Origin of the sequence: Micromonospora sp. NPDC048839, from assembly GCF_040649915.1 — a bacterium.
Classification (GTDB): domain Bacteria; phylum Actinomycetota; class Actinomycetes; order Mycobacteriales; family Micromonosporaceae; genus Micromonospora.
The window spans coordinates 1-24,051 of record NZ_JBEZGL010000006.1 but is presented as its reverse complement, the minus strand read 5'-3'; the positions used below and the strand labels follow the sequence as shown (position 1 = coordinate 24,051).

Genomic DNA, 24,051 nt, shown 5'->3' with positions numbered 1-24,051 from the left:
GGCACGCTCAGTGATGGCTCATCCGGGAGGAGTCGGCCGATGCCACGGGGGGAGATCGACGAAGCCTGGATCGAGGAGGCGGTGCGGCGATACCGCCGGATCGAGCAGCTGCAGGCGGAGTTCGACCAGGCGGTGTCGACCGTCGAGGTGACCGTCCGGTCACCTGACGGTCTGGTCGAGGTCGTCGTCACCGCCGGAGGGCGGATCACCCACGTCCGGTTCCTCGGCCCACTGCACACCCGCAACCCACGGGACGTCGCCGGCTCCGTGCAGGCGGCGGTCACCGCAGCCGCCGACGCCGCCGAGTGGGCGCGGGAGAAGCTGCACAACGAGACCTTCGCCGCCTACCGACCGCTCGCGGGGGCCTGAGATGGACACACTGGGCGCGCTCTCCGCCCGACTGGACGAGGCGAGCGCCACGCTCACCACGATCGCGCACACCGTCACCGCCAGCGACCCGGCTCAGGCCGCGTTCGGCGCCGACGCTCCGGGCCGCCCCGGCGAGATCGGTCGCGCGCTGCACCGGCAGTGGGTCACCGCCACCGACGACCGCGCCCGGGAGGCCCGCACCGCCGCCGGTCGGCTGGCCGCCGCCGCGTCGGCGGTGCGGGAGGCCGCCGACCGCTACGCCGAGGTCGACCGGGCAGCCCGCCGCCGGCTCGCCGGGGAGCCCTGATGGACCCGCTGGACCGGCTCGCCGAACCCGGCCTCGACCTGCTGCGCCGGGTGGACCGGTTGATCGCCGCCGGCGTCCCGGAGGGGCATCGGGTCTGGCCGCTGCTGCGCCGGATGCAGGTGCTGCCCGGCGACGCGGTCCGCGGCTTCCTCGACCTGCACCCCGCGCCACTGGCCAGCGCCGGGCACGCGGTGCGCCGGCTGGTCCGGGGGTACGACGACGTCTCCGCCGCGCTCACCGACTCGGTGCTCTGGTCCGGCCCGGCAGCCACCGCGTACGGGCAACAGCGTGCCGCGCTGCTGCGCCACCTCGACGAGGGGCCGGACAGCCTGGTCGGGCGGCTCGAATCCACAGCCGGATACGCGGACGCGCTCGCCGACTGGGTGGAGGGCAGCCGTCTCGCGTTGGCCCGGACGTTGGCCGACGTGCTGCGCTCGGCCGAGGCGGTGTCCGTGGTCGCCGCCACCGCCCCGGGTCCGTCGACCCGCCCCGGGCCGGGTGTGGCCGACGCGGCGGAGATCGCCGCGCGGGTGCTGGCGGTGCTCTGCGTCGCGTACGACGGTGCGGAGACACTGCTGCGTCAGTGGGCACCGAGCCTCGCCGAGACCGCGTGGCGTCCGCCGGTGGCCGGCCAGCCGCACTACGACCAGCCCACCCGCGTCGGCTGGTAGTCGCTCGCACGGGCCACGGCGTCGCTCGCGGGCGTCGGACCGGAGCCGGCGCCCACGGCGACGCCGTGGTCTCTTCCCCTGCACCCCCGCAGGTCTGCCTTCACTCAACGCCGCCGGGGGCGTACTTGTCTGCTGCCCGGGCCCGGAATCAACCGTCCGGGCGAGGCGCAACGGCACGACGGGCCGCCCGGCAATCCGTCGAGTCGACGCTCATGGATGGCAGTTGAGGGATTGGCTGGCGCGTTCTTTGCGGTGATCCGTCGTAGGGTGGGGGGATGGGGATGCTCTGCGCGGTCAGTTTCAACAGGTACGGGCGCCTCTACTACCTCGATCCCGGCGAGTTGCGTCCGCAGGTGGGCGACAAGGTGCTGGTGCCCACCGACGACGGGCCCGAGGTGGCGGAGTGCGTGTGGGCCGCGCAGTGGGTCACCGAGGAGACCGACGGCTTTCCCCGGCTGGTGGGGGTCGCCGGCGACGACGATCTGCGCCGGGACGAGGAGTTGCGGCGTCGTAAGGCCGAGGCGAAGGTGGCCGCGAAGCGGCTGATCCGCTCGCACGGCCTGCCGATGAAGGTGGTGGCCGTCGACCACGTGCTCGGCTCCGCCGAGAGTGGCGGCGAGCGCAGCACCGTCTACTTCACCGCCCCGCACCGGGTGGACTTCCGTTCCCTGGTCCGTGATCTGGGTGCCACCCTGCACTGCCGGGTCGAGCTACGGCAACTGTCCGCGCGCGACTCGGCGCGGGTGCAGGGCGGCATCGGTTCCTGCGGTCGCGACCTGTGCTGCGCGACGTTCCTCACCGACTTCGAGCCGGTGACCATCCGGATGGCCAAGGACCAGGACCTGCCCCTGAACCCGCTGCGCATCTCCGGCGCGTGTGGCCGGTTGATGTGCTGCCTCAAGTACGAGCACCCCCTGTACGCCAGGTTTCAGGAGACCGCCCCGGCGGTCGGCAGCCGGGTCTCCACCCCGGAGGGCGACGGCCGGGTCGTCGGCCAGAGCGTCCCCCGGGACGCGGTGACGGTCCGCCTCGACGCGGACGGCTCCCGCTGCTCCTGCTCCCGCGCCTCCGTCTGCGCCCCCCGCCAGGCCCACGACCAGCACTACACCCCCTGACGCAACCCCTCGATCAGGGCAGGACTATGGGCGGCTCGGCCAGGTGGGCGGTCAGGCGTGATTTCGGGGTCAGCCAGCTTGCCGTGGGGGACCGGTCGGGGTTCACCTGCCAGTCGCGGGAAACCCGGTCCACCGCGACCGGGTAGATGGTCAGTGTGCCGTCCGGGTCGATGCGCATCCGCAGGAACGCCTTGGCGTCCTCGATGCCCTGCCCGGCGAACAGTTCGTTGACGTTCACCCCGCACGAGCCCGCCACCAGCAGGTACGCCGCCACCAACTGGCTGGCGACCAGGCCGATCACCGGCCCGTAGACCACCGTCGCGGCGACTGCCGGCAGTGGCCACGGCCATTCGTAGAACGGGAGCGCCAACCAGACCCAGGTGCCGCCGGCGGCCAGCGCCACCTGAGCCACCCCGTGGCCGACGCCGAGAAGCCAGTGCCGGGCGTGCCGCTTACCGCTGGCGTTGGGCGGCTTGGCGAACAGCACCGCCGCCGACACCGTCACGAGCACCATGAGCACCAGCGGGACGCTGAACAGTCGCTGATCCGTGCTGTCGGCCCAGTTCGCCGTCGCGCCCGCCATGGCCAGCATCAGCAGGGTGTGCAGGATGCCGAGGAGGGTGGTGAAGCCAGGGTTGCGGAACGGCAGCCGGGCGAAGATGCCCCAGCCGTAGCGGCGGGAGCGGGCCGCGTCGGGATAGCGGGCCACCAGGTCGTACGGCTGTGTGCGGCTGGCCCGGCGGGCCAGCGTGTCGCGCGGCGGCACCTCGATGCGCTCCGGCAGCTTGTGGGTGGGGTACAGGTACGCCCCGCCGCCACCACAGGTGATCAACTGCCGGTCCGGGCTGGCGTAGCGGGCGTAGTGGTGCAGGTCGCCGGAGAGCAACAGTCGCACCCGCGCCCCGGTTGGGTCGATGATCGTCCGGATGAAGTAGTCGATCGAGTCGTACGCCGCGGGGCTGTCGGCGGCCTTTACCCAGGTCGGCGACGGCGCGGCCAGGATCACCTTCGACTCCGGGCCGAGTCGTCGGGCCACCTCGTCGAAGTAGGCCAACTGCGGGTCGTCCAGGTACGAGCCGGACTGGTCGTCCACGCCGAGCAGCCACCAGCCGGCCGGCAACTCCACCGCGAAGTACGACCGCGACTGCCCGGTACGCCAGCCGGCGAAGTTGCGGTCCCGGGAGCGGACGAACAGCCGCAGGAAGGCGGTCAGTCCGTCGTACCAGTCGTGGTTGCCCGGCACCGCGAACAACGTGGGACGTTCGGGCGGGGTCAGCGGCAGGGCAGCCTGGTAGGGCCCCTTGCACCGGTTCTCGTACTCCTCGTAGGCCGCCGACGGATACACCTGGTCGCCGCCCATCACCAGGGTCTGCGCCCGGGGCAGCCGGTGTCCGTCCACGGTCAGCTCCGGCTGCGCCAGCAGGTACGCGACCGAGTACGTGGCGTGGAAGCCGTCACCGAGGTCGGCCACGTAGTCGAGCCACAGCCCACCATCCGGTCCCGCCTGGCGGAACATGTCGTCGCCGAAGGCGTTCTGCAACTCGCGCTTGTCCAGGTAGGCGCCGAAGAGGATCGCCAGCAGCGTCCGGATGCCGGTGCTGATCAGCAGGAACGGCGCCAGCCACGGCACCGGCTTGCGCGGGGTGAAGCCCAGCTCCAGCGGATCGGTGGAGCGTGGCCGAGGCCGGACACGCTCGCCGTCGGGATGATCGTCGGCCGCCGGAGCCCGGTCGTCGCGTTCGTCGCTCACCCGGCGCAGCGTAGTACCGGATCCGGCGAGGCGCTGTCCGGTAACGGCTCAGATGGCAGTCGTTGTCCGGTTGACGATGCTGGAAGCGCGGGGGTATCCCGTTCGGTGCGGGCCAACGGGGTGCCGTACACTTGCTGATCGTTGCCGCCTTAGCTCAGTCGGCTAGAGCGACGCACTCGTAATGCGTAGGTCGACGGTTCGATTCCGTCAGGCGGCTCGGTACAGAAGCCCAGGTCATCGACCTGGGCTTCGCCGTTTCCCAAGGTCGATCACACCGCCATCGGTGGTGCCGGTCCGCAGATAGTCCGCACGCCGCGCCGTGAACGCTTCGTCCAGTCGGGTGGCGACCGCGTCCAGGTCGTCCCCGAACAGGCCCGCGTACACGTTCAAGGTCATCGACGCCGACGCGTGCCCGAGCATCCGCTGCACAGCCTTCACATTGGCACCAGCCGCCACGACCAGACTCCCTGCTGTGTGCCGCAGGTCGTGGGGAGTCACACCGGCCAGCCCGACCGACGCCGCAGCCGGCGCGAAGACCCATGGTCGGAAGTTGGTGTTCCGCAGCGGCCCACCGTTGGGTGCGGTAAACACCAGATCGTCGCGGCGCTTCCCGGCGACGTGCGCGGCCAGCTCGTCGACGAGGAGCCGCGGAATCGACACCGACCGCCGCTGGTGATTCTTCGGTGTGCCCTCCACCAGATCCCCGCCGCCTACGCGAAGGCCACGGCCACCGTCACCCGACGCCGCAGCAGATCCAGCCGCGACACCCGCAGCGCCGACGCCTCACCCCACCGCAACCCGGTATAGGCCAGGAATCGGACCAGCAAGCCGTACCGGCCGCACGCCTCCGCGAGCATCGCCACCTGGTCGTGGTTGAGGAACACCGGTTCCTCCTTGACCACCCGAGGCGGCCGGATGCCATCTGCCGGATTCCGAGAGATGCGGCCATCCCGCACGGCGTGGGCCAGGACCAGCGACAGCACCCCGATGCGCGTACCGGACCGTTGCCGGGGCGAGGCCGGACGCGGTGAGCCGCTGAACCCAGGCCGCGACCTCCGTGTACGAGACTGCCGAAAGCGGGAAGCCCTCCCACGTCGGAAAGACCTGCCGCCGCAACGCCACCTCGTACCGGGCGCGGGTTGTCGGCTTGAGCTGCACCTGAGCGGCCATCCACTGCGTAGCCCACGTGCCCACCGTCACCCGTGCCCGAGCAGGGTCGAACCAGTCGCCCCGCGAGATAGCTGCCTTGGTAGATGCCTCCCACCGTTCCGCGTCCGACTTCCCATCGAAGTGCCGAGCGCTCTCCTTGCCCGAGGCATCCCGGACCCGCGCCCGCCAATTCCGGTTCGGCCGCTTCTCGATGCTCACGTTACCCCGCCTGCTTGGCGAGCCACGCCCGCACGTCGGCCGCGTCATACCGCAGGTGCCGGCCCACCCGAGACGCCTTCGGCCCAATCCTGCGGTACCGCCACTGGTAGAGGGTGCTCACCGGGATGCCGAGGAAGGTCGATACGCCCTCAGCCGTCCACAGCGGTTCGATGGTCCGAGTCTTCATGCTGCTCCCTCCTGCGTCGTGACGGTTGCCGAAACATCGGGCGGTGCCTGGTTGCGTCTAGCGGTGTCGAGCTGGACGCGCCATTGGATGCGTTCGGAGATCGCCCGTAGGACCCGATGCCCGAGCGGCGCAACGTCAGGATCGGTTGGCTTGGCGAGTTCCCACGCGTGCCGTTGCTCGCCACCGGCCGGCGCGGTATCGGCGTCGGTGGTGACGCCCAGGAGCGCCTTGACCCATTCGCGGCGGTCGGCGCGGTGGTCGGTGAGGGTTTTGCCGGACCATTGGCGGGAGATGAGGACGCGTCGGCCGCCGATGCCGAGGGTTTCCCGTTTGTGGACCTTGTTCTTGCAGTTCCCCGGCCGCAGCCCTTGCTTTGCCTTCTTGGGCTGTACGCCGTAGAGCAGCCAGTTGGCGCACCGCTCCGAGCATGGCGTGTGCCGCAGCTCTTGCCAGAGCCGTTCCAGGTGCGCCCGTTGCCGGCCAGATGCCGCCACGGATCACCTCGTCGGGCACCACAAGGGCTACCAGCCTCCCCGGACGGGGCCAAGGTCGTTCGTCCAGTAGGGCGCTCCACCTTGTCCCCGTCCGGGGAGGCTGGACGGTCTACAACTGCCCGACGAGGAGATCAGCTCCTTCGCACCTGATGTTGTTGATCCACACCAATGCACGCAAGCACCGAGGCCGCATCGGCTGCCAAGAAGAGTTGGAAGTGGTATGGGGGATCGAGCTGCGTCACGCGACCAATCCGCACAGGCTGTTCCCCGAGCGCGTGAAGGGTTTCGACGGCTGCTGCGAAACCGAGCGTGGTGATGCCCCGATCCCTGGTGATCGCCTCCCGCACCCGGTAGGTGGGCGCAAGATTGCTCGCAGGAACCAATCCGTCCCAGATATTGAAGGATGCGCCCTGCTCAAGGGCCTGTCGGCACGCCTCAGTGACTGGACCTTGTCCAGCAAGCAGAGATATCAATTCCTCGCGCTCCACGCAGTGACGGTACAGCCATCCGTACAGCCAAGCCGGCCCGCTGACGCCGACGCTGCCTGACAACGACGGACGGGCTGACCAGGAGCCAAGACGCCCGATCAGTCATCCGCGATCTTCTTCTAATCCCCAGGCCGTCAGCTGGTCCTAGCGGTCCGCATCCAGTCCGCAAGAGGTCGACGGACGGCGGGGGAGTGGTGAGAGATGTCGAGAGGTGTTTCCGCTGGTAGAGGCCCAAGTGTCCAGGTCGCCGGAACGCCCATCTTGATCTCGTAATGCGTAGGTCGACGGTTCGATTCCGTCAGGCGGCTCCACTGAAAGGCCCAGGTCACCGGCTTGATCGCCGATCATGACCTGGGCCTTTTGCTCGCCGCCGTCAGGCCGAGCCCCGACACCTGCTCGCCGCCGTCAACGAGTGGTCCATCCAAATCGCGAGCGCTGGGGAGAACAGAACTGGCCATGGCGGTCGCCGAAGGACAGGCAGGTCAAGGGGTGCAACGATGGCGGGCGGAGATCGCCGCGGGTGATCTGGGGTTGGGCCGAGGACCCTTTCGGCGAGTTCGACACCCACGACGAGTGGAGTCCCGCCTGACACCGCGCACCCGGTCCTCGGAAATCTCTCGACAAGTATGTGATCCGGTCGCGCGCAGCCGGCAGCAACGATTCCTGCGAGGCGTCGTCGAAGGCGCACGGGCAGGGCGGATCGCGCGGCGTGGTCAAGTTCTCCCGGAACGGCCGCTGACCAAGGCTCATGTGTGTTCGAACCCCAATTGCCATCCCGTCCGCCGACCAGTCCGATCACCACAATGGAGTAGCCGGCCGAGGTGGACAGCCCACCGTCTCGGATTCCGAGCGAATCGATGGCCGATGCATCACCTCGACCTATCGGAAATCGCCGAAAGCCTCCTGGTCGACCCCGCCGGTGAACCGTCGCGACGACGTGCACGACATTCCGAGATCGATCACGGCCGGGTGTGGGCGGCCCACGCATCACGCAGCGCGGCGAGTGCCGCGGTGATGGCCGGCCGCTCCGAGGTGTTGGCTCGCCAGGCGGCCATGATCTGGCGGGAGCTGGCGGGCCGCAGCGGCAAGGCCACGACCTCCGCGGGCAGGCGCCCGCGGCCGAGCCGGGGGAGCAGGGCGACGCCCAGCCCGGCAGCCACCAGCGACAGCTGGGACTGGTACTCGTCGACATGGCAGATGACCTCGGGTTCCCGGCTCTGTTCGGCGAAGGTCCGCATCAGCCAGGCGTAACACATCGACCCCGGCCGCTGACTGATCCACCGCTCGGCGGCCAGGTCGTCGGCCGAGAGGTTATCCCGGCAGGCCAGTGGGTGCCCTGCGGGCAGGACCGCGTCGGCAACGTCGTCACCCAGCGTGGCGCAGTGCACTCCTTCGGGGAGCACCAAGGGCGTGTTGTGCCAGTCGTGCACCACCGCGACGTCCACTTCGCCCTCAGCCAGCAGTTCGATAGCCCGGAACGGGTCGACCTCGAGCACCCGGAGGTCCAGGGCGGGATGACGGCGGGTCAGGTCCACGAGCACGTCCGGCAGGAGTCCGCGGCAGGCCGTCGGGAAAGTGGCGAGCAGGAGCCGGCCGTTCGGCGTCCCGTGCTGGAGTTCCAGCAGGGCCTCCGCACGCTCCAGGGTGGCCAGCACCTCCCCCGCGGTCCGGGCGAGGATCTGGCCCGCCGGCGTCAGGGCGACACGGCGGCCCTCGCGGTCCAGAAGGGTTGCCCCGGCCTCCCGTTCCAGCTTGGCGATCTGCTGGGACACGGCGGACGGCGTATAGCCCAGCGCCGTCGCGGCCCCGCTGATGGAACCGAAGGCAGCCACGGCATGAAGTGCGCGCAGCCTGCTCAGATCGTGTAGTGAAGCCACGCTAACGAGCTCCCATTAGTAAGTGTCAGCCTCCGGATCCTCGACAGGGTCGCCGGACACGACATCATGTGTCGGGATCCGGCGACGCATGCCGGGTGAAAGGATGCCGGTCGGGGGTTGCTGGATGAAGCCGAGTCACGTTGCGATGGCCATTTGCGTCGCTGCGGTTTGGGGTGTGAACTTCGTCGTCATCGACGTCGGCCTGCAAGATTTCCCGCCGTTGCTCTTCTCCGCACTGCGCTTCATCCTGGCCGCAATTCCGGCTGTGTTCTTCGTGGGCTCGCCACGTGTGGCGTGGCGATGGGTCCTCATCGTCGGAATAGTGCTGGGCGTGCTGAAGTTCAGCTTCCTCTTCGTTGGAATGCACGTCGGCATGCCCGCCGGCCTCGCCTCGCTGGTGCTGCAGAGCCAGGCGGCTTTCACCGTCGTCTTCGCCACTCTGCTGCTGCGCGAGCGGCCCCGGGCGGTGCAGTTGGCCGGCATGGGAGTAGCCATGACCGGGATCGTCCTGGTTGGTACGCGTCTCGGCGGGACGACGCCGGTCGCAGGCTTCCTACTCGTGCTGGCCGCCGCCGTCTGCTGGGGGCTGGCGAACATCGCGACCCGCAAGGCGAACCCGCCGGACATGTTCCGATTCATGGTGTGGGTCAGCGTGGTCCCTCCCCTGCCACTGCTCATCCTGTCGGCCCTCTTCGAGGGCGTCGAGCAAGACCTCGCCGCGCTGCGCTCCCTGTCGGTCACAGGTGTGGTCGCCGCCGTGTACGTGGCCTGGGCCGCCACGCTGCTAGGTTACGCGGTCTGGGGCTACCTCATCCGGGTCCACGGAGCCACACCAGTGGCCCCGTACGCGTTGCTGATCCCGGTGTTCGGTCTGGGTGCCGCGGCGGTCTTCCAGGGTGAGCCCATGACCGCCGTGACGATCCTGGCCAGCGTACTGATCATCTCCGGAATCGCGCTCGGTGCGGTGCGCCGGCGCAGACGGTCCCCGGCCGGGGACACCGCGGCGCTCGCGGGCACGGACGAACCCGTGCCGGCCCTCACGGCGCGTCACCGGCCCTAGCTCGGTCGGGGGAGGGTCAGCGGAGGGATCCCGCCGAGTCCGTTGACACCGCGGTGGGAGCACCGACCGCGGTTCTTCGGCGGAACCGCCGTCCCGCCGATTGACGACTGCGTCCACGTAGTCAGCTCGGCAATTGGTGTCACGGCCGGAGTGGCACCACTGACACTGTGATCCGAACACGTCACAGCGGCGTGAGGATCATCAGGATCTCGTCCCGGTCATCGCCCTCGCCAAACCGCAGCGCCCCAGGCCACCTGCCGATCTCCTTCCAGCCGAGCCGACCGTAGAAGTCTTCCAGGCCGGCCCCACCTCGCGCGCTGAGGTGCAGTTGTTCAAACCCCATCTCGTCCCGGCCGATCTGCCGAACTCGACGCATCATCGCTGCGCCGATCCCGCGACCGCGGTGGTCGGGATGTGTCTGAACGCGGTTGACGGTGCCCCAGTGAGCCACGAGCGGATCCTCGTGACGGGACAGGTGCAGCCAACCTGCCAGTGACCCGTCGACCACCGCCAGCAGGAGCCTGCTGCGCTGAGGGTCAAGGTCGGCGATGAGGCGCTCGGCCACGGGTGCGACCTGTTCCGATCCGACGGGTGGGAACGCGAAACCCACAGCACCGCCCATGTTCGCCACCGCGATCCAGCACTCGACCAACTCGCGTGCCTGGCGGCCACTGATCTCGGACGGGTGGCAGATCTGCTTGAACTCCACAAGGTCATGGCGGTTCATGACGGGAAGTATCGCGTATTGCGCCATCAGCGTGCGAAGACTTTTAACCCGCGCAACGACTACCAGTCTGGTGGGCTCATCACCGGCTGGACGACCTACCGTCCCCGATGTCGGACGTTGCCGCTCCGGGCGGGCACCCCTCGTGCTCGGACTCAGGGCGCTCGGCGTGCAGTCGCCCCCGCCAAAGACCAGCACGCGGAAACGCCCGCCGACCCGCCGTGCGGACCACCGCAGCTGCGACTTGATGCCAATATGGCCCACATGCAGCCTGCTCCGCGGGACGCCACCACTGCGTCATCTGACGGCTCCACCATCCTGGCGTACGGGGAGCGACCCCGCAGCGGGCGAAGCACCTTGCTGGTGGTCGGTGCTGCCGTCGCGGTCATCCTGGGCTTCGATGCCGCGCCGTCGAATCGTTCGCCGGAGTCACGGCCGCCGCGCGAGCCAGCGGCCCCCACGGCTGCGGCGACGTCGCCTGGACCGGTGGCCTCCACCGCCGCGAGCCCGATCGCGCGCCTGGAGCCGGCGAAGCGCTTCGTCAGGGGCCGCGAGAAGCCATTCGACGGGGCATATCAGTCGGACATCAGCGACAAGTTACTGCCTTCGACCTACCAACGCGGTGGCTTCCTAAGCCTGGTCCGGGATCCCGCCATCACGACGCTGCGGGATCGCGTGGACGATGTCGCGCCGGAGTATCTGCGTGTCAACGGCGTTGAGGTTCGCGTCTACCGAACGGCCGACGGCGAGGGCGTTCAGCAGGCGGAGTGGATCCGCAATCGGACGTACTTCGTCCTGCTGTGGCGGCCTCTGCCAGCTCCATACCAGATCTCCGAATCGGACGTCCAGTGGATTATCGCCGCCTCCATCAGTGGGCGTTTCTGAACACTCTCCGGCCTCGGCGCGACCGGCGCCGATCGCGCCCGGCTCGACGAATCATCGAGCCGGGCGCGTTGAACTAGTTATGCCACGAAGCGGGCACGGCGCCGGCGCCCGATCAGGTAGCCCGCGCCGCCGAGGAGCAGAAGCGCAGCGCCAACGCTGGCCACGATCATGGTGTTGGCACCGGTCACGGGCAGCCCGCCGCCGTCACCGCCGGCAGCGGCCCCACTGGCGGAGGACGTCGGGGTCGGTGCAACGGTCGTCGTCGCGCTGGTAGTCGCGCTCGGCGTGGCGGTGGTAGTCGCGCTCGGCGTCGCGATCGGCGTGACACTGGACGTGGCGCTCGGCGTCGGCGTGGGCTGAGACGCGCAGTCAGCCGCACGTGCGGCGTACAGGCCGTTGTTCAGGTAGGCCAGGTAGGTGTCGACCGAATCGGTGCCGAGCGTCTTCTGCGCGGCCTCCTTCACGTTGGCGCCAGCGTCCGTCATCGTCTGGTTCACCGCGATCCGCAGAGCCACTGACCAGGCCGTGTAAACGTTCGACTTGAGGAAGGCCCGCAGCTCTGCCGAGGTGCCATCCAGCGGCTTCTGGAGGGCGTCCTCCAGAGTGGGCAGCTTGTCCTTTCCTGCCGCTGCCAGTATCTGAGAGGCCAGCACCCGCACCTGGACAACGGTGGCGGTGTCCAGATCGATGGTGACAAGCTCGCGGATATCTTTGTACACCTTGCGCTCGACCGTCTGGCAGGTCGCGCTCGACCCGGGCGACCCAGCTTGAGCCGCCGCCGGTGCCGCCGGAACCAAAAGCGCCAGCGCTATGAGGGCGCCGGCCGGGAACTTCAATCGCATGATGGTCTTCCTCCCCGTAACAGATCAAAACATGAAGATATTATCGACGGCGAGCGGGAGCGCAAGAAGCGCTGGCCGCTGTGGACCGTGCAATAGAGAAGGCCGCACCTATAGACCGCAAAAAAGGGCGGGCCATGGTTACGCTTCGCATTCATGCGCTGACCCAATGGGGCTGAGGGTTCGGTAGGAAAAAGGGCCAGAGTCTGATTTCCCTACTTTCGTGATCAACAGCGTTGATCGAGGTGCGCTACGCCGGGAAGGCATCGTCACCGTCGGCGTCGTCCAGGCCCTCGTCGCTGGTCAGCGGGAAACCCGTCCGATCCGTGGCCCCGCTGGAGCTGTGCAGCGCGCCGACGGTCGTCAGCCCCGCCCCGGCGAGCGCGATCGCCGTCTCCGCGGCCGACGACACCTGAAGGGAGTCTTCCCACGACGTGCCCACCGCCATCCCCATTTGCAGGAAGGCGGTCTGGTGAGGGTGGTCCATCTCCCACCACCCGGACCACGCTCCGGCGAGATCCGCGTACGCGTTCGCCGCTGCGAGCGACAGCAGGAACAGCCCCACCGGGAGCAGCCACCGGCGGTCGGCCCGCCATCCGGACAGCGCGAGCGCCAACATGCTCACGAGGGTGGCGAGCAGCGCCGGCCACACCGTCCCCAGCAGGTCCGGCAGCGGATAGTCGACGAACTCCCGGGTCGAGTCCAGCCCGAACCAGGCGAGCAGCAGCAGCGCGAGGACCGCCGTCGCCGCACCTCGCCGTCTGCCGCGGGACGGTAGTGCCAACACGCCGGCCGCGAAACAGACAACGCCGAGCGCCACGCCAAGCGCGGCGAGCCGTTGCCTGTCGATGGAGTCCCGCCACGGCCCCAGGATGGACGTCTCCGTTGCCGCTGGCCCGTAGGTCACCCAGCCCACGTCGACGACCTGCTCCTGATGCCAGAGCAGTCTCATGGCCGCCACCACGGCGAGGAGCCCGACACCGGCGGCGACGGCCCACCGCACCCGGCGCGCGCCGCGATCCAGCAGGACGTAGCCGAGCAGGGCGAGCAGCATCACCAGGCCGAACTGCAACGACGCGGCTCGCATGGCGAGCAGCGCCGCCGTGGCCGAGAGCAGACCGCCCGCGACGGATGCGACGAGTAGGCCGAACGGAAGACGCATGGCCGAGATCGTGACACGTGAGTCGGGCGTGCGTAGCCCGGCGGGAGGCCCACCCGTCGACCGGAGCTACCTTCGGCGGGCCAGGTGTTGCAGCGTCGCGCGGATGACGGTCTTCTCCTCCGTCGAGACGTTGGGGTCCATCAGGATGCGTGCGACCGCCCGCAGGTCCGGGTCGGTGCTCGGGTCGGGCGTGGGTGATGGCGGCGCGCCGTCCCAGCCCAGTATCTGCGAGGCCACCGAGCGCGGGATGCCGAGGCCGTCGCAGAACTGTTGGACCTGGGTGCGCTGCGGGTTGGCTATCTCGGCCCGGCGCCATCGGTAGATCGTCGATCGGCCGATGCCGGTGCGTTGTTCGACGTCCTCGATGGACATGGCGCGTTCTCGGACAGCCTCATCGAGGGCGCGTTTGATGAACCGCGCGAACGCGATGACGCGGGGATCCTGGCTGGCACTCGCTGACACAGGGTGATCGTAAGTGCCGCGTGTGGGACTCCGTTGCCGGACCCGACTGTAGTGCCAGATTCGGCTCCGGCTATTGGTCGGTGGGGCGGCTTGAGGGGCCCCTTCCTGCTGCGATTACGGAGAGCAGTGCCGCCAGCAAGGATCCAACACCACGAACCGAAAGTACGTCCCAGTGCCATACTTGGCACTGAGTGGTGGACGCGGTACCGTCAGTGCCACGCATGGCATTACCAGTGCCATGACTGGTCTGTGGTGAGCGAGTCGCCGCGTGCGTGACGGGGGAGAGCCGATGAAACTACGTCCTGTGTTGGTGAGTGCAACCGCCCTTGTCCTCGTGGCAGTCGGCCTGTCCATTCCGTCGGGGACACCGGTCGCCGCCCAGGCCGCGGCTGCCGCCGCCTGCCCCGAGCCGGCGCGACCCACGGTGAAGATTCTGACCGTGGGCGATTCGATCACCCTGGGCTCGACGATGACCGAGTCGGTGACCATCGGCTACCGCAAGGAGCTGGGGGGACTGCTCGACCAGTTCTGCGTACCGTACGAGTTTGTCGTCTCGGCGGTCGGAGGAACGACCTGCAACTTCTGGCTAGCGCGGATGGCGGACCTGGTCACCACGTACCGACCCAACCTGATCCTGCTGAACTGCGGGACCAACAACAACCTGTCGAACGCCACCTCGGCGCAGATCGCCGCCTTCGAGGCCACCTACCGGGCGCTCTTCGACACGGCACTGGATCTGGACCCGAACGTCATCATGTACCCGTCCTGGGTGCAGTACAGCTCCGGACACGGCACCGACGGCTGTACGACCCCACCCGGTCCAAGCCCTGCCTGGCTCCCCGCGAGCGAAGCCAAGGTCAACGACGCGATCTACCGCAGCATCCGGGTGATCGACGAGTACGGCGACCGCGTACCAAACTTCATCGACAACCAGTCCATCCCCGAGGGTTATCTGGACCAGTGCGGCGTGCATCCCACGCCGGGCGGTTACGACGTGATGGGTCGGCTGGCCTACAACGCGATCGCCCCCCGGCTGGGCGTCCCGCAGGCACCGCTGCCGTGCGGCTTGGTGGGCCGGCGGCCGGGCTACCCGGTCGGCCACTGGGTTCCCTGCGCCAGGATGAACCTCAACTGACGAGGCGGGTCCGGTCACGGTGGTGACCCGACGCGCCACCGGGCAGCGACCACCTTCTGCCGGCTCTGCCCGTCCTGGGTAGGGCCGGCTTCGTCGTTGGTCGATGAGCGCAACCAGCCCGCTGACGAAAGCGTGTGTCCGTGCAGTGGGCTCGCTTCGGCTGGACGGGTGCGAGATCATGTTTGTCTGCCGATCTTTCCTCCGGCCCAATCCGGGCAGGTCAGGTGCGGCAGATCGGTACCTCACGTGGATCGGAACGACGCCTACCGGGGGGAGGCTGCATGTGGCTCGAACAGGGTGGCATCGCCCCTTCTGGTGTGGCATCGCCGCCGCGGCCTGGTCTGACCCCAGCCCTCGCGGTGCGCCGTCGTTCCATTGCCCGGGCACCGGGGGTGGGCGGCACGGTGACCGCGCCGCGCACCCGCCGAGCATCCAGGTCGCTGCGTACGTTCCGTCCCTCGCGCAGCGTCTCTGCCGACTGCTGCCCCGCTCCGATGTCCCGTAGGTGGCAGGACCGGACCTGGGTCCTCTCCCGGCCCGATGTGGCTCACCCGCCGCGTGACGGGTGGCGTGACCGATGCCAGCCGCCCGGTGTGCGCCCGGCTGGAGGTGACCCGACCTCAGATCCCCTCGTACCGCCGCCCCAGCGCAGATCGGAGCCCCTCGTGGATACTCGCACTCAGTCAAAGGCCGCGAATGTCGTCATCGCCGTCGCCGGACTCTGCTGGCTGGCCACTGTGCTGGTCGCCGCGATCGACTGGGACGGCGCGGTGTCCGGCCGAGCCTTCGCCGTTGGGGCCATCGCCGCCGCCGCTTCGGTCGCCGCCGTCATCGTCAACAGTCGGCAGTTGGCCGGAGGCATCAAGGTCGTGGTCATCTCGGTGGCCCGGGCACCCCAGCAGGCGTACTGGCGGGGTTATCAGGACCGGGGCACCGACACGCGACCCGGTGGTGGTGACGACGACACCCCCGATTTGATGAGCATCGGCTACTGACCTCGGGCGTACGACGCGCCGTCCTGACGTGGTCCCGGTGCCGTTGGTGTAGCCCCTGGCCGACGTCGCTACGGACAGCGGACGGGCGGCGACCGGCGCTAGCATCCGACCATGAACACGGGGGTCAGTAGGCCAGGGGTGCGCGTCGTCACCGCGTCCAGTGTGTTGCTGGGGCTGAGTGGGTTGGCCCGGCTCGCGCAGGTAGCCGCCGAGGCGGTGGATCAGAACACCTACCAGAGGGCGCACGAGAAAGCGGGCACGCCAAGCGGCTTCGGTGCCCTGCCGATGGTGTTCCAAATGAGTGTCGGCCTGGTCGTTGCGCTGACCGCCCTCGCCATCCTGGCGCTGGCGCTGGCCAACCTCGCCGGCCGGAACTGGACCCGGATCGTCACCTGGGTCCTGGGTGGCGTGACGGTGGCGTTTTCGGCCGGGTGGCTGATCCTGGGCCTCCTCCCGATTGACACCAGCGACGTCCCGGACAGCACCGACTGGGACCGGGTCAATGACATCGCGGACCAACTGATGCCCGGGTGGGTCGAGCCGGTGAGCACCGTTTCGGGGCTCGTGGCGTCGCCCGCACTGCTGGTCGCCATCATCCTGCTCGCGCTCCCATCCGCCAACGCCTTCTTTCGGTGGCGTCGTGCGGCGCCGGACCCGGCGTATCCGGAGCAGAGGCCGTTGCTGGTTCGTGCCGGTACGTAGTTCGGGCCAGCAGCGGCGATCGAGGGGCTGACAGGGGCTCTCGTCGTACCGATCCTCGCGATGGCGCTGTCGGCCTGACCGAAGCTCAGGCCTTCTCGAGCACGATCAGGCGATACTCCAGCCAACGCCGCGCCAATCCAGCCTGCAACGCGGACCCGCCAACCATGTTGGCCCACAGGGGTATCTCGACAAGACGGTCGCGAAGGCGGGGCACGACGGCTGTGGCGCCCACGGCCAGCTTGACCACGCGGTCGCGGGGTCGACCGAGGCGCAGATACGAGGTCAGATCCAGGTCCTCGACCACGCGCAACCCAGCGTGCTCAGACATGGCGTCCAGCTCGGCCACAGTGTGCAAACTCCCGATCCGCCAGCCGGCGCGGAACTGGTCGAGGCAGCGCTCACGCGCGGCGAGCCCGCGATCCTTGTCGGTCAGCCAGTCGTCGCACAGGATCAGGCGCCCCCCGGGGCGCAGCCGGTCCGCAAGGGACGGGAGGAGATCCTTCAGCGACGGCGAGTGGACCACCGCCTCCACGGCGACCATGGCGTCGTAGTGCGGTTCCGCGGGCAGTTCGGCGAAGTCGGCGCAGATCACCTGACAACGGTCGGTCAGTCCCTCGCGGGCGAACCGTTTCGCTGCGATCTCGGCCTGCACCCGACTGATGGTCACGCCAGAGATCAAGCCGTCCACCTCCCGGGCCAGGCGAACCATCGTCGCGCCGACGCCACAGCCAACGTCGAGCACCCTCGCGTCTCCCGGAGGCACGTGCCCGCGCAAACGCTCGATCAGCAGGCGGTTGACGGTGTCCATGGCATCTGCGGAGGTCACGGCATCCGGAGTCCAGACGCCCCGGTGGATCGCGTCACTGCCGGGGCTCTCGGCAACCAGGAGGAACCGACGCGTGTTGTTGTCGTAGTAGTCGGCGACGCGATCAACGTGGCCCGCCGCGCCTCGTTCAGTTGACGAGCTCATCGACGGAAGCTACCAGGCGAGCCTCATCACCGTGACCCTCGGTGAGCGCAGGTTGACGGGATCAGGTGTAGATGTTCTTGGCGTACTCCGGGCCGTAGTGCCGCTCCAGATCCTGCAGGCTCACCATGGGCGCCTCGACCTCCTTGATCAGGCGGGCGCGGGACGGCAGCACGTCGGGTTGCCAGGTCTCCGGCTGCCACAGCGCGGACCGCAGGAACGCCTTCGCGCAGTGATAGAAGATCTGCTCGATCTCCACCACCACGGCGAGCACCGGCCGGTGCCCCTTGACCATCATGTCGTCGAACCAGGGAGCGTCGCGTACCAGGCGGGCGCGCCCGTTGATCCGCAGTGTGTCGGTGCGGCCCGGGATCAGGAAGAGCATCCCGACGTGCGGGTTGTCCAGGATGTTGCGGTAACCGTCGGCGCGCCTGTTGCCCGGCCGCTCGGGCACGGCGATTGTCGTGTCGTCCAGCACCAGGGCGAAGCCGGCCGGGTCGCCCTTGGGCGAGACGTCGCAGCTGCCGTCCGCGCCGGCGGTGGCCAGCAGGCAGAACGGCGACGCGCCGAGCCACTCGCGGTCCCGCTCGTGCAGGCGACGGCGATCCTTGTTGGCTGCCCGAGCGGTCGGTTCCCCAAGCAGGTCGCGAAGCTCCTCGTGCGAAGTGATCTCCACCGTCACGTGATCCTCCCTCAGGCGTTGACCCGTTGGCGGGCACCGCCGCTTGTCAGCCTAGGCCGCCGTGACCAGGGTGAGGTTTGTGCCCGGTCGCCGGGGGTAGGGCCTCACCCGACGCGCCCGCCGCACGAGAACCGTTCCGCAGGACGCCGACACGTGGAGGCCCGGAGATGGAGAGCCGACTCAAGGTACTGGGTCACCCAGTCCATCCGATGCTCGTCATGTTCCCGGTCGCGCTGCTGGCCACCGCGGTGCTGTTCGACGTGGTCGACACCGTCGGTGGCCCCGACCTGCTCGGCGAGGTCGCGTACTGGAACATCACCGTCGGCCTGATCGGCGGTCTCCTCGCGGCGGCGGCCGGCTCGTTCGACCTGCTGGCCATCCCGACCGGCACCCGGGCCAAGCGGGTGGGTCTGCTGCACGCCGCCGCCAACGTCGCGGTGATCCTGCTCTTCGCCGCCGTGTGGGCCGTCCGGCTGAACGCCGACTCCCGGGCCGCGGGCGGCGCTCTTGTCGCCATCGAGGTGGTCGCCGTAGGAATCCTCGGCATCAGCGCCTGGCTGGGCGGCGAGTTGGTCGACCGGCTCGGTGTGGGCGTCGACCGGGACGCCGGCCTGGACGCGCCCAGCTCACTACGGCCGCCCACGGCCACGCAGCGGATCGGAGAGGTGTGATGAGTGAGCAGCAGAACGGCGGATTCGGTCGGGGCTGGCGAAGTGGCCGGCAGCAGGGCTGGGATCCGATGGGGGAGCTGCAGTCACTGCGCGCCGAGCTGAGCCGCCTGGTCGGTGGCCGGGCCGGTGCGTCCGACGTCGAGCTGACCGAGACCGCCGACGGCTGGGAGGCCGTCGTCCGGCTGCCCGGGGTGGCGCCGGAGGAGGTGGCGGTCGAGCTGGACGACCTCGAACTGTGCGTACGGGCCCGCTCCGAGGCGGAGGTCAACGCCGACCAGGGCATTCCTGGCGGCTTCGAGACGCGAGGCTTCGAATACCGCATCAACCTGCCATCGCGGGTCGACCCGGAGGCCATCGACGCGGTCATGGACCATGGCCTGCTCCGGGTCCGGTTGCCCCGGGCGACCCGACCAGCGCCGCGCACCATCACCGTCGGTCGCACCGGGCCGCGCTCCGGCGACCTCTCCACTGGTACGCCGATGCCGGCCGACCCCGCCGCGGACCGGGAGCTGCACCGCCCGGACACCGCCGGCGAGGTCGACCGAACGTAGCGGCTGCGTGGTCACTCCGTCCCTGCTCGGCCCGACGGCCGGGCGCGTCGAAGACGTGCACCGCATCGCGGTGTTGCGCGCCAACGCCCTTGGCGACTTCATCTTCGCCCTGCCGGCGTTGGACGCGTTGCGTGCCGCGTACCCCGCGGCGGAGATCGTGTTGCTCGGAGCGCCGTGGCACGCGAAGCTCCTGCGCGACCGGCCGGGCCCGGTGGACCGGGTGCTCGTGGTGCCGCCCGCGCCCGGCATCCGTGTTCCCGAGCCCGGCGAGCCGGAGTCGTCGATCGACGACTTCCTGGCCGCCGCGACCGGGTTCGACCTGGCCGTGCAGATCCACGGCGGTGGCGCCAACTCCAACCCGCTGATCAGTCGCCTGGGCGCCCGGGTGACCGTCGGCCTGCGCGCCGACGACGCGCCGCCGCTGGACCGTTGGCTCCGCTACGTCTACTACCAGCACGAGGTGATCCGCTACCTGGAGGTGGTGGGGTTGGTGGGAGCGCCGGCGACCACCATCACGCCGACGCTTGCGGTGACCGACGCCGATCGGGCCGAGGCCGCCCGGGTGCTCGGCCCGACCGACCGTCCGCGGGTGGCGCTGCACCCGGGCGCCACCGACAACCGCCGCCGCTGGCCCGCCGAGCAGTTCGCCGAGGTGGCGCGTGCGCTGCACGGGGACGGCTACGAGGTACTGGTCACCGGCACGCCCGCCGAGCAGGAGGTGGTGGACCGGGTCGTCGCCGCGGCTCGGGTGCCGGTGCGCCCACAGGTGGGCACGCTCAGCCTGGGTGGGCTGGTCGGTTGTTACGCCGACTGCGCGTTGGTCATCTCGAACGACACCGGCCCGCTGCACGTGGCCGCCGCGGTGGGCGCGCCCACGGTGGGCATCTTCTGGGTGGGCAACCTGATCAACGGGGCCAGCCCGCTGCGGGGCCGGCACCGGCCGATCAGCTCGTGGACGGTGCACTGCCCGGTCTGCGGGGTGGACTGCACACCGGGCATCTATCCGCACCGGCCCGGCGACGGTGAGTGCCCGCATCGGGACTCCTTCGTCGCCGACGTTCCGGTGATCGAGGTGCTGGAAGCCGCCCGGGAGTTGCTCACCCCGTAGTTCAGGCCGGCTGCGGGCTGTCCTCGTCGGCGAGGACGACCTCCCACGCCTCCACGTCCCGGTCGACGACCGTGGTGGGGGACTCCAGGTGGTACGCGCCGCTGGGCAGAATGCCCGCACCGCCGTACCGGGCCAGCACCGCGAGCTGCGCGGCCACGTCCTCACCCTGGTGCTTCTCCTGCACCCGACGCCAGAAGTCGAAGCCGCCGGCGTCGACGAGCTTGGCCCGGTCGTAGAGCACGCAGCCGCCGATCCAGGACACCTTGTACGCCCGCCACGCCCCCGGCGGCAGCGCCAGCCGCTCGGTGATGTGCAGCAGGTTCGCCGCCGAGTGGATCCGGGCGCGGTTCCACTCCGGGGTGTCGGGTCGGATCCGCTCCGGCGTGGGCGGGCTGGCCCACTCCTCGTAGTGCCCGTGCGAGTCCGGCCGCACGTCATCGGTGTACGAGAGCCCGTGCACTCCGTTGCCGACGAATCCGCAGCCCAGCTCTCCGATCGCCGTCACCAACCGGTGCAGCGTCCCCGGTTCCAGCCAGATGTCGTCGTCGAGGCTGAGGACGTACCGGGCGGTCGACGCGGCGAGCAGGTACGCCCGGTGTTCGGCCAACCCACGGCGGGGCAACCGGCGGGTCAGCAGCACCGGGTGCCCCCGGTGCCGCAGCGCCCGGACCATGGTGGCCGCGGCGGGATGCGCGTACGCCGGATCCCCGTCGGACTGGTCGCTGACCACCACCCCGAAGCCGGGTACCCCGTCCTGGGCGGCGAGTCCGCCCAGGGTGACCGCCAACTCGGCGGGCCGGTTCCGGGTCGGAATCAGCACGTCGACCAACCGGTCGGTGCGAAACTCCGCCGGGGTGCCGGGGTCGAGGGGGCGGTTCACGACGCCTGGGTACGGGAGCTGAGCGACGGGTCGGGCTCCCGCTCACCGGTGGGCGGCGACGGGTCCTGGCTGTGTGACCGGATGCGCTCGATGATCGCCGAGGTGGACCGGTCCGGCACGTACCCCAGGGTGTGCACCTGGCCGCCCAGCCGGCGCACCAGCGGCGCCTCCGGCACCAGCTCCGGCGGATAGTCCCCGCCCTTGACGTAGATGTCCGGCCGGACCGCCTCGATCAGCGCGGCGGGTGAGTCCTCCTCGAAGACCACCACGTGGTCCACACAGGCGAGCGCGGCGAGCAGGGCACCCCGGTCCTCGACCGGGTTGACCGGCCGGTCCGGACCCTTCAGCCGGCGTACGCTGCCGTCCGAGTTGACCGCCACGATCAGCAGGTCACCCAGTGCGCGGGCCTGCTCCAGGTAGCGCACGTGCCCCCGGTGCAGCACGTCGAAGCAGCCGTTGGTGAAGACCACCGATCGTCCCGCCTCGCGGTACTCGGCGACGATCGCGTCCAACTCGTCGGTGCCGACCAGCGCGGGATGGCTCATCGTCTCGGTCGGCTGGCCGAGCGCGGTGAGCAGATCCTCGCGCCGGCACACGCAGGTGCCGGTGTCGGAGACGGTGATGGTGGCCGCCAACTGGGCGAGTTGGGCGGCGGTCGTCAGCGGCGCCTCGGCGGCCAGGGCCAACGTCATCGCCGCCAGGTACGCGTCGCCGGCGCCCACGGCGTGACTCGCCGGGACCGGCGTGCTGTGACTGCGCCGCGGCTCCCCGTCGGCGCCACCCACCACCGCCCCCTCGGTGTCCAGGGTCACCGCGACCACGTCGGCGCCGGTGTGCGCGCGCAGCTCCGCGAGGCGCGACTCCGCCAGGACGGCCCGGTCGACGCCCTCCCCGGCGCGGGTGTTCACGGTGACGCCGGTGCCGGTGACGCTGAGCCCGTCGCCGGTGAGAGCCACCCGGCCCTCGCCCGGGGTGGGCTCACCGACCGGTCCCGGGTGGTTCTCGGTGACGTCGTCGGCGCGTACCCCGCCCGGGGCCGCGCCCACGCTCAGTTCGGACGGGCCGTCGGACGGGTCGCCGTGTGGGTGCTCCAGGTGCAGGTCGATGCCGGTGGTCGGTCGGGTCGGCGCGCCGGCCCGGGCCAGCAGCCGGGTCGCCTCGGCGAAGCTGGGCGTGACGACTGTCGGTGCGAGGCCCCGCCAGTCGGCCAGGTCGTGGGCGTCCAACGCGACGGTGGCGTACCGCTCGCGTTGCTCGACCAGCCACGCGCGGACCGGCGCGGGCAGCGCCCCCAGGCCGTAGTCGCAGACCACCAGGGTCGGCGCCTCCCCACCGGCGGCGGCGCGCAGTTCCTCGGTCGCGCAGCTCAGGGCGGTGAGCAGCCGGGTCACGCCCTCCGGGTCGAGCGCGTCGTCCGGGTCTCCGGAGTCCTCGCGGAGCAGGATCTGGTTGCCGGCCAACATCCGCCGCTTGACCGGGGTGGGCCGTCCGGGCTGGTTGACCGTGCGGTCCCAGACGCCCGCGCGGTCCAGACAGTCGTGCAACTCGTCACCGGCCACGTCGGCGCCGACCGGTGCCACCAGCACCGCCCGGCCGCCGAGGGCGGCGACGTTCACCGCGGTGTTCGCGGCCCCACCGGCGGCGGAGATCCGTCGGCGCAGGGTGAGGACCGGTGCGGGCGCCTCTCGGCAGAGCCGGTCGGAGTCGGCGAACCGCCACTCGTCCAACATGGCGTCACCGACGATCAGGACTGGGCGTTCGAGCCAGCTCTCCACGACGGTGGCGAGCCGGCGCTGTTCCGCTGCTGCTCCTGCCATGCCTCCCCGGGTCCCCAGCGCCCTCCGGGCCAAACCTGACCCGCGCCTGACCTGCGGCTGTGTCCCCACCGTGCCCTTAGCGCCCGGCTGGGTCGTTTCGGCCGTCCGGAGGCGGGAAGGGAATGAGGTAACCCCGGAAAGGAGATGTCCCGAGATGGCAGCGCAACTACAGGGCAAGCGGATCGCCTTCCTGGCCGCCGACGGCGTCGAGGAGGTCGAGTACGTCCAGCCGCGTGAGGCGGTCGAGAACGCCGGCGCGACCGTCGAGTTGGTCTCGCTCAAGCCTGGGTCCATCCAGTCCTTCAACCACCTGGACCAGTCGAAGACGTACGACGTGGATGTGACCGCGGACAAGGCGGACGCCGACGGCTATGACGCGCTCGTGCTCCCCGGAGGTGTCGCGAACCCGGACTTCCTGCGGAGCGACCCGGACGCGGTGCAGTTCGTGAAGGCGTTCTTCGAGGCGGGCAAGCCGGTCGGGGTGATCTGCCACGGTCCGTGGACCCTGATCGAGGCGGACGTGGTGCGCGGCCGACGGATCACGTCGTGGCCCAGCCTGCGTACCGACCTGACGAACGCCGGCGCCACCTGGGTCGACGAGGAGTGCGTCACCGACGGCAACCTGACCAGCAGCCGTAACCCCGACGACCTCCCCGCCTTCTGCGAAGAAATCACCAAAACCTTCGCCACCTAACTCGAAAATCGAACCGTGCGTAGACACGCGGCAGCATCCCGCGTCGCGAAGCGGCGTGGGATGGGTCGTGGTGTGGCGGTGGTTAGGCGGC

At 70.0% G+C, this 24,051-nt stretch carries 27 protein-coding genes, 1 tRNA gene and 1 pseudogene; 14 read left to right on the top strand and 15 right to left on the bottom strand.

The features are described from left to right. The first annotated feature begins 39 nt into the window (after positions 1-39). From AB0C25_RS13320 to ricT, 4 genes are all read left to right on the top strand, one after another. Positions 40-369 carry a YbaB/EbfC family nucleoid-associated protein gene (locus AB0C25_RS13320; RefSeq protein WP_355027350.1) on the top strand — a complete coding sequence of 110 codons (330 nt, stop codon included), beginning with the start codon at positions 40-42 and terminating at the stop codon, positions 367-369. Between the two features lies 1 nt (position 370). Continuing rightward, the gene (locus tag AB0C25_RS13315) at positions 371-676 is read left to right on the top strand and encodes a hypothetical protein (protein ID WP_357372807.1); all 306 of its coding nucleotides are present in this window, start codon (positions 371-373) and stop codon (positions 674-676) included. Beyond that, positions 676-1,347: a hypothetical protein gene (locus AB0C25_RS13310; protein WP_357372805.1), complete on the top strand. Its 672-nt coding sequence runs from the start codon at positions 676-678 to the stop codon at positions 1,345-1,347. Before AB0C25_RS13315 ends, AB0C25_RS13310 begins: the two co-directional genes overlap by 1 nt. Positions 1,348-1,622: 275 nt before the next feature. Further along, positions 1,623-2,462 carry a regulatory iron-sulfur-containing complex subunit RicT gene (gene ricT, locus AB0C25_RS13305; protein ID WP_357372803.1) on the top strand — a complete coding sequence of 280 codons (840 nt, stop codon included), beginning with the start codon at positions 1,623-1,625 and terminating at the stop codon, positions 2,460-2,462. Positions 2,463-2,475: 13 nt separating this feature from the next. Here the strand turns inward: ricT and AB0C25_RS13300 are convergent, their stop codons facing one another. Next, positions 2,476-4,212: a metallophosphoesterase gene (locus AB0C25_RS13300; protein ID WP_357372801.1), complete on the bottom strand. Its 1,737-nt coding sequence runs from the start codon at positions 4,210-4,212 to the stop codon at positions 2,476-2,478. Positions 4,213-4,355: 143 nt separating this feature from the next. On the opposite strand from AB0C25_RS13300, the gene AB0C25_RS13295 reads away from it, so the two are divergent. After that, a tRNA-Thr gene (locus tag AB0C25_RS13295) sits at positions 4,356-4,429 on the top strand. 17 nt (positions 4,430-4,446) lie between these two features. Here the strand turns inward: AB0C25_RS13295 and AB0C25_RS13290 are convergent. From AB0C25_RS13290 to AB0C25_RS13265, 6 genes and pseudogenes are all read right to left on the bottom strand, one after another. Then, the gene (locus AB0C25_RS13290; RefSeq protein WP_357372799.1) at positions 4,447-4,872 is read right to left on the bottom strand and encodes a site-specific integrase; all 426 of its coding nucleotides are present in this window, start codon (positions 4,870-4,872) and stop codon (positions 4,447-4,449) included. Between the two features lie 50 nt (positions 4,873-4,922). Continuing rightward, positions 4,923-5,096 carry a hypothetical protein gene (locus AB0C25_RS13285; protein ID WP_357372797.1) on the bottom strand — a complete coding sequence of 58 codons (174 nt, stop codon included), beginning with the start codon at positions 5,094-5,096 and terminating at the stop codon, positions 4,923-4,925. A gap of 485 nt (positions 5,097-5,581) precedes the next feature. Continuing rightward, positions 5,582-5,767, bottom strand: a complete 186-nt coding sequence (locus tag AB0C25_RS13280) for a helix-turn-helix domain-containing protein (protein WP_357372795.1) — start codon at positions 5,765-5,767, stop codon at positions 5,582-5,584. Continuing rightward, positions 5,764-6,252 (bottom strand): annotated as a pseudogene (locus tag AB0C25_RS13275) (replication initiator); the annotation flags it as partial. The gene AB0C25_RS13280 and the pseudogene AB0C25_RS13275, both read right to left, overlap by 4 nt. Positions 6,253-6,392: 140 nt before the next feature. Continuing rightward, on the bottom strand, positions 6,393-6,749 hold the full coding sequence (locus tag AB0C25_RS13270) for a hypothetical protein (RefSeq protein WP_357372793.1): 357 nt from the start codon (positions 6,747-6,749) through the stop codon (positions 6,393-6,395). 959 nt (positions 6,750-7,708) lie between these two features. Further along, positions 7,709-8,626 carry a LysR family transcriptional regulator gene (locus AB0C25_RS13265; RefSeq protein WP_357372791.1) on the bottom strand — a complete coding sequence of 306 codons (918 nt, stop codon included), beginning with the start codon at positions 8,624-8,626 and terminating at the stop codon, positions 7,709-7,711. Between the two features lie 88 nt (positions 8,627-8,714). On the opposite strand from AB0C25_RS13265, the gene AB0C25_RS13260 reads away from it, so the two are divergent. Then, entirely contained in the window at positions 8,715-9,686 is a 972-nt protein-coding gene (locus AB0C25_RS13260; RefSeq protein WP_357372789.1) for an EamA family transporter, read from the top strand. A gap of 181 nt (positions 9,687-9,867) precedes the next feature. Here AB0C25_RS13260 and AB0C25_RS13255 read toward each other — a convergent pair whose 3' ends face one another. Further along, positions 9,868-10,440 (bottom strand): GNAT family N-acetyltransferase, encoded by a 573-nt coding sequence (locus AB0C25_RS13255; RefSeq protein ID WP_357372788.1) that lies wholly within the window; start codon positions 10,438-10,440, stop codon positions 9,868-9,870. 333 nt (positions 10,441-10,773) lie between these two features. Here AB0C25_RS13255 and AB0C25_RS13250 point away from each other — a divergent pair, with 333 nt between their 5' ends. Continuing rightward, on the top strand, positions 10,774-11,295 hold the full coding sequence (locus tag AB0C25_RS13250) for a hypothetical protein (RefSeq protein ID WP_357372786.1): 522 nt from the start codon (positions 10,774-10,776) through the stop codon (positions 11,293-11,295). A gap of 77 nt (positions 11,296-11,372) precedes the next feature. On the opposite strand, the gene AB0C25_RS13245 is transcribed toward AB0C25_RS13250, so the two are convergent. The 3 genes from AB0C25_RS13245 to AB0C25_RS13235 form a co-directional block, all read right to left on the bottom strand. After that, positions 11,373-12,137: an LPXTG cell wall anchor domain-containing protein gene (locus AB0C25_RS13245; protein ID WP_357372784.1), complete on the bottom strand. Its 765-nt coding sequence runs from the start codon at positions 12,135-12,137 to the stop codon at positions 11,373-11,375. Between the two features lie 247 nt (positions 12,138-12,384). Further along, positions 12,385-13,296 (bottom strand): aminopeptidase, encoded by a 912-nt coding sequence (locus AB0C25_RS13240; protein WP_357372782.1) that lies wholly within the window; start codon positions 13,294-13,296, stop codon positions 12,385-12,387. Positions 13,297-13,362: 66 nt separating this feature from the next. Next, on the bottom strand, positions 13,363-13,758 hold the full coding sequence (locus AB0C25_RS13235) for a helix-turn-helix transcriptional regulator (protein ID WP_357372780.1): 396 nt from the start codon (positions 13,756-13,758) through the stop codon (positions 13,363-13,365). Between the two features lie 310 nt (positions 13,759-14,068). Here AB0C25_RS13235 and AB0C25_RS13230 point away from each other — a divergent pair, with 310 nt between their 5' ends. The 3 genes from AB0C25_RS13230 to AB0C25_RS13220 all read left to right on the top strand — a co-directional run bounded on the left by AB0C25_RS13230 (position 14,069) and on the right by AB0C25_RS13220 (position 16,590). Next, on the top strand, positions 14,069-14,893 hold the full coding sequence (locus AB0C25_RS13230) for an SGNH/GDSL hydrolase family protein (RefSeq protein ID WP_357372778.1): 825 nt from the start codon (positions 14,069-14,071) through the stop codon (positions 14,891-14,893). Positions 14,894-15,558: 665 nt separating this feature from the next. Then, a complete protein-coding gene (locus AB0C25_RS13225; protein ID WP_357251751.1) occupies positions 15,559-15,888 on the top strand; it encodes a hypothetical protein in 330 nt (109 codons plus the stop codon). Positions 15,889-15,999: 111 nt separating this feature from the next. Next, a complete protein-coding gene (locus tag AB0C25_RS13220; RefSeq protein ID WP_357372776.1) occupies positions 16,000-16,590 on the top strand; it encodes a hypothetical protein in 591 nt (196 codons plus the stop codon). A gap of 85 nt (positions 16,591-16,675) precedes the next feature. Here AB0C25_RS13220 and AB0C25_RS13215 read toward each other — a convergent pair whose 3' ends face one another. Together AB0C25_RS13215 and AB0C25_RS13210 are read right to left on the bottom strand one after the other, a co-directional pair. Further along, positions 16,676-17,560, bottom strand: coding sequence for a class I SAM-dependent methyltransferase (locus tag AB0C25_RS13215; RefSeq protein WP_357372774.1), 885 nt, complete (start codon positions 17,558-17,560; stop codon positions 16,676-16,678). A gap of 61 nt (positions 17,561-17,621) precedes the next feature. Next, positions 17,622-18,239 carry a pyridoxamine 5'-phosphate oxidase family protein gene (locus tag AB0C25_RS13210; RefSeq protein WP_357372772.1) on the bottom strand — a complete coding sequence of 206 codons (618 nt, stop codon included), beginning with the start codon at positions 18,237-18,239 and terminating at the stop codon, positions 17,622-17,624. 167 nt (positions 18,240-18,406) lie between these two features. Between AB0C25_RS13210 and AB0C25_RS13205 the strand changes: the two genes are divergently transcribed. From AB0C25_RS13205 to AB0C25_RS13195, 3 genes are read left to right on the top strand one after another with little or no spacing between them, the layout of a single operon-like run. Continuing rightward, positions 18,407-18,910, top strand: coding sequence for a DUF2231 domain-containing protein (locus tag AB0C25_RS13205; RefSeq protein WP_357251767.1), 504 nt, complete (start codon positions 18,407-18,409; stop codon positions 18,908-18,910). Then, a complete protein-coding gene (locus AB0C25_RS13200) occupies positions 18,910-19,461 on the top strand; it encodes an Hsp20/alpha crystallin family protein (RefSeq protein ID WP_357372770.1) in 552 nt (183 codons plus the stop codon). The genes AB0C25_RS13205 and AB0C25_RS13200 overlap by 1 nt, the downstream gene beginning before the upstream one ends. 7 nt (positions 19,462-19,468) lie before the next feature. Further along, a complete protein-coding gene (locus tag AB0C25_RS13195; RefSeq protein ID WP_357372768.1) occupies positions 19,469-20,569 on the top strand; it encodes a glycosyltransferase family 9 protein in 1,101 nt (366 codons plus the stop codon). A gap of 1 nt (position 20,570) precedes the next feature. Here the strand turns inward: AB0C25_RS13195 and AB0C25_RS13190 are convergent, their stop codons facing one another. Continuing rightward, positions 20,571-21,449: a glycosyltransferase family A protein gene (locus AB0C25_RS13190; RefSeq protein WP_357372766.1), complete on the bottom strand. Its 879-nt coding sequence runs from the start codon at positions 21,447-21,449 to the stop codon at positions 20,571-20,573. Then, positions 21,446-23,266 (bottom strand): D-glycero-beta-D-manno-heptose 1-phosphate adenylyltransferase, encoded by a 1,821-nt coding sequence (gene rfaE2, locus AB0C25_RS13185; protein WP_357372764.1) that lies wholly within the window; start codon positions 23,264-23,266, stop codon positions 21,446-21,448. The genes AB0C25_RS13190 and rfaE2 overlap by 4 nt, the downstream gene beginning before the upstream one ends. A 154-nt stretch (positions 23,267-23,420) precedes the next feature. Between rfaE2 and AB0C25_RS13180 the strand changes: the two genes are divergently transcribed. Continuing rightward, positions 23,421-23,960, top strand: coding sequence for a type 1 glutamine amidotransferase domain-containing protein (locus AB0C25_RS13180; RefSeq protein ID WP_357372762.1), 540 nt, complete (start codon positions 23,421-23,423; stop codon positions 23,958-23,960). The last annotated feature ends 91 nt before the right edge of the window (positions 23,961-24,051 follow it).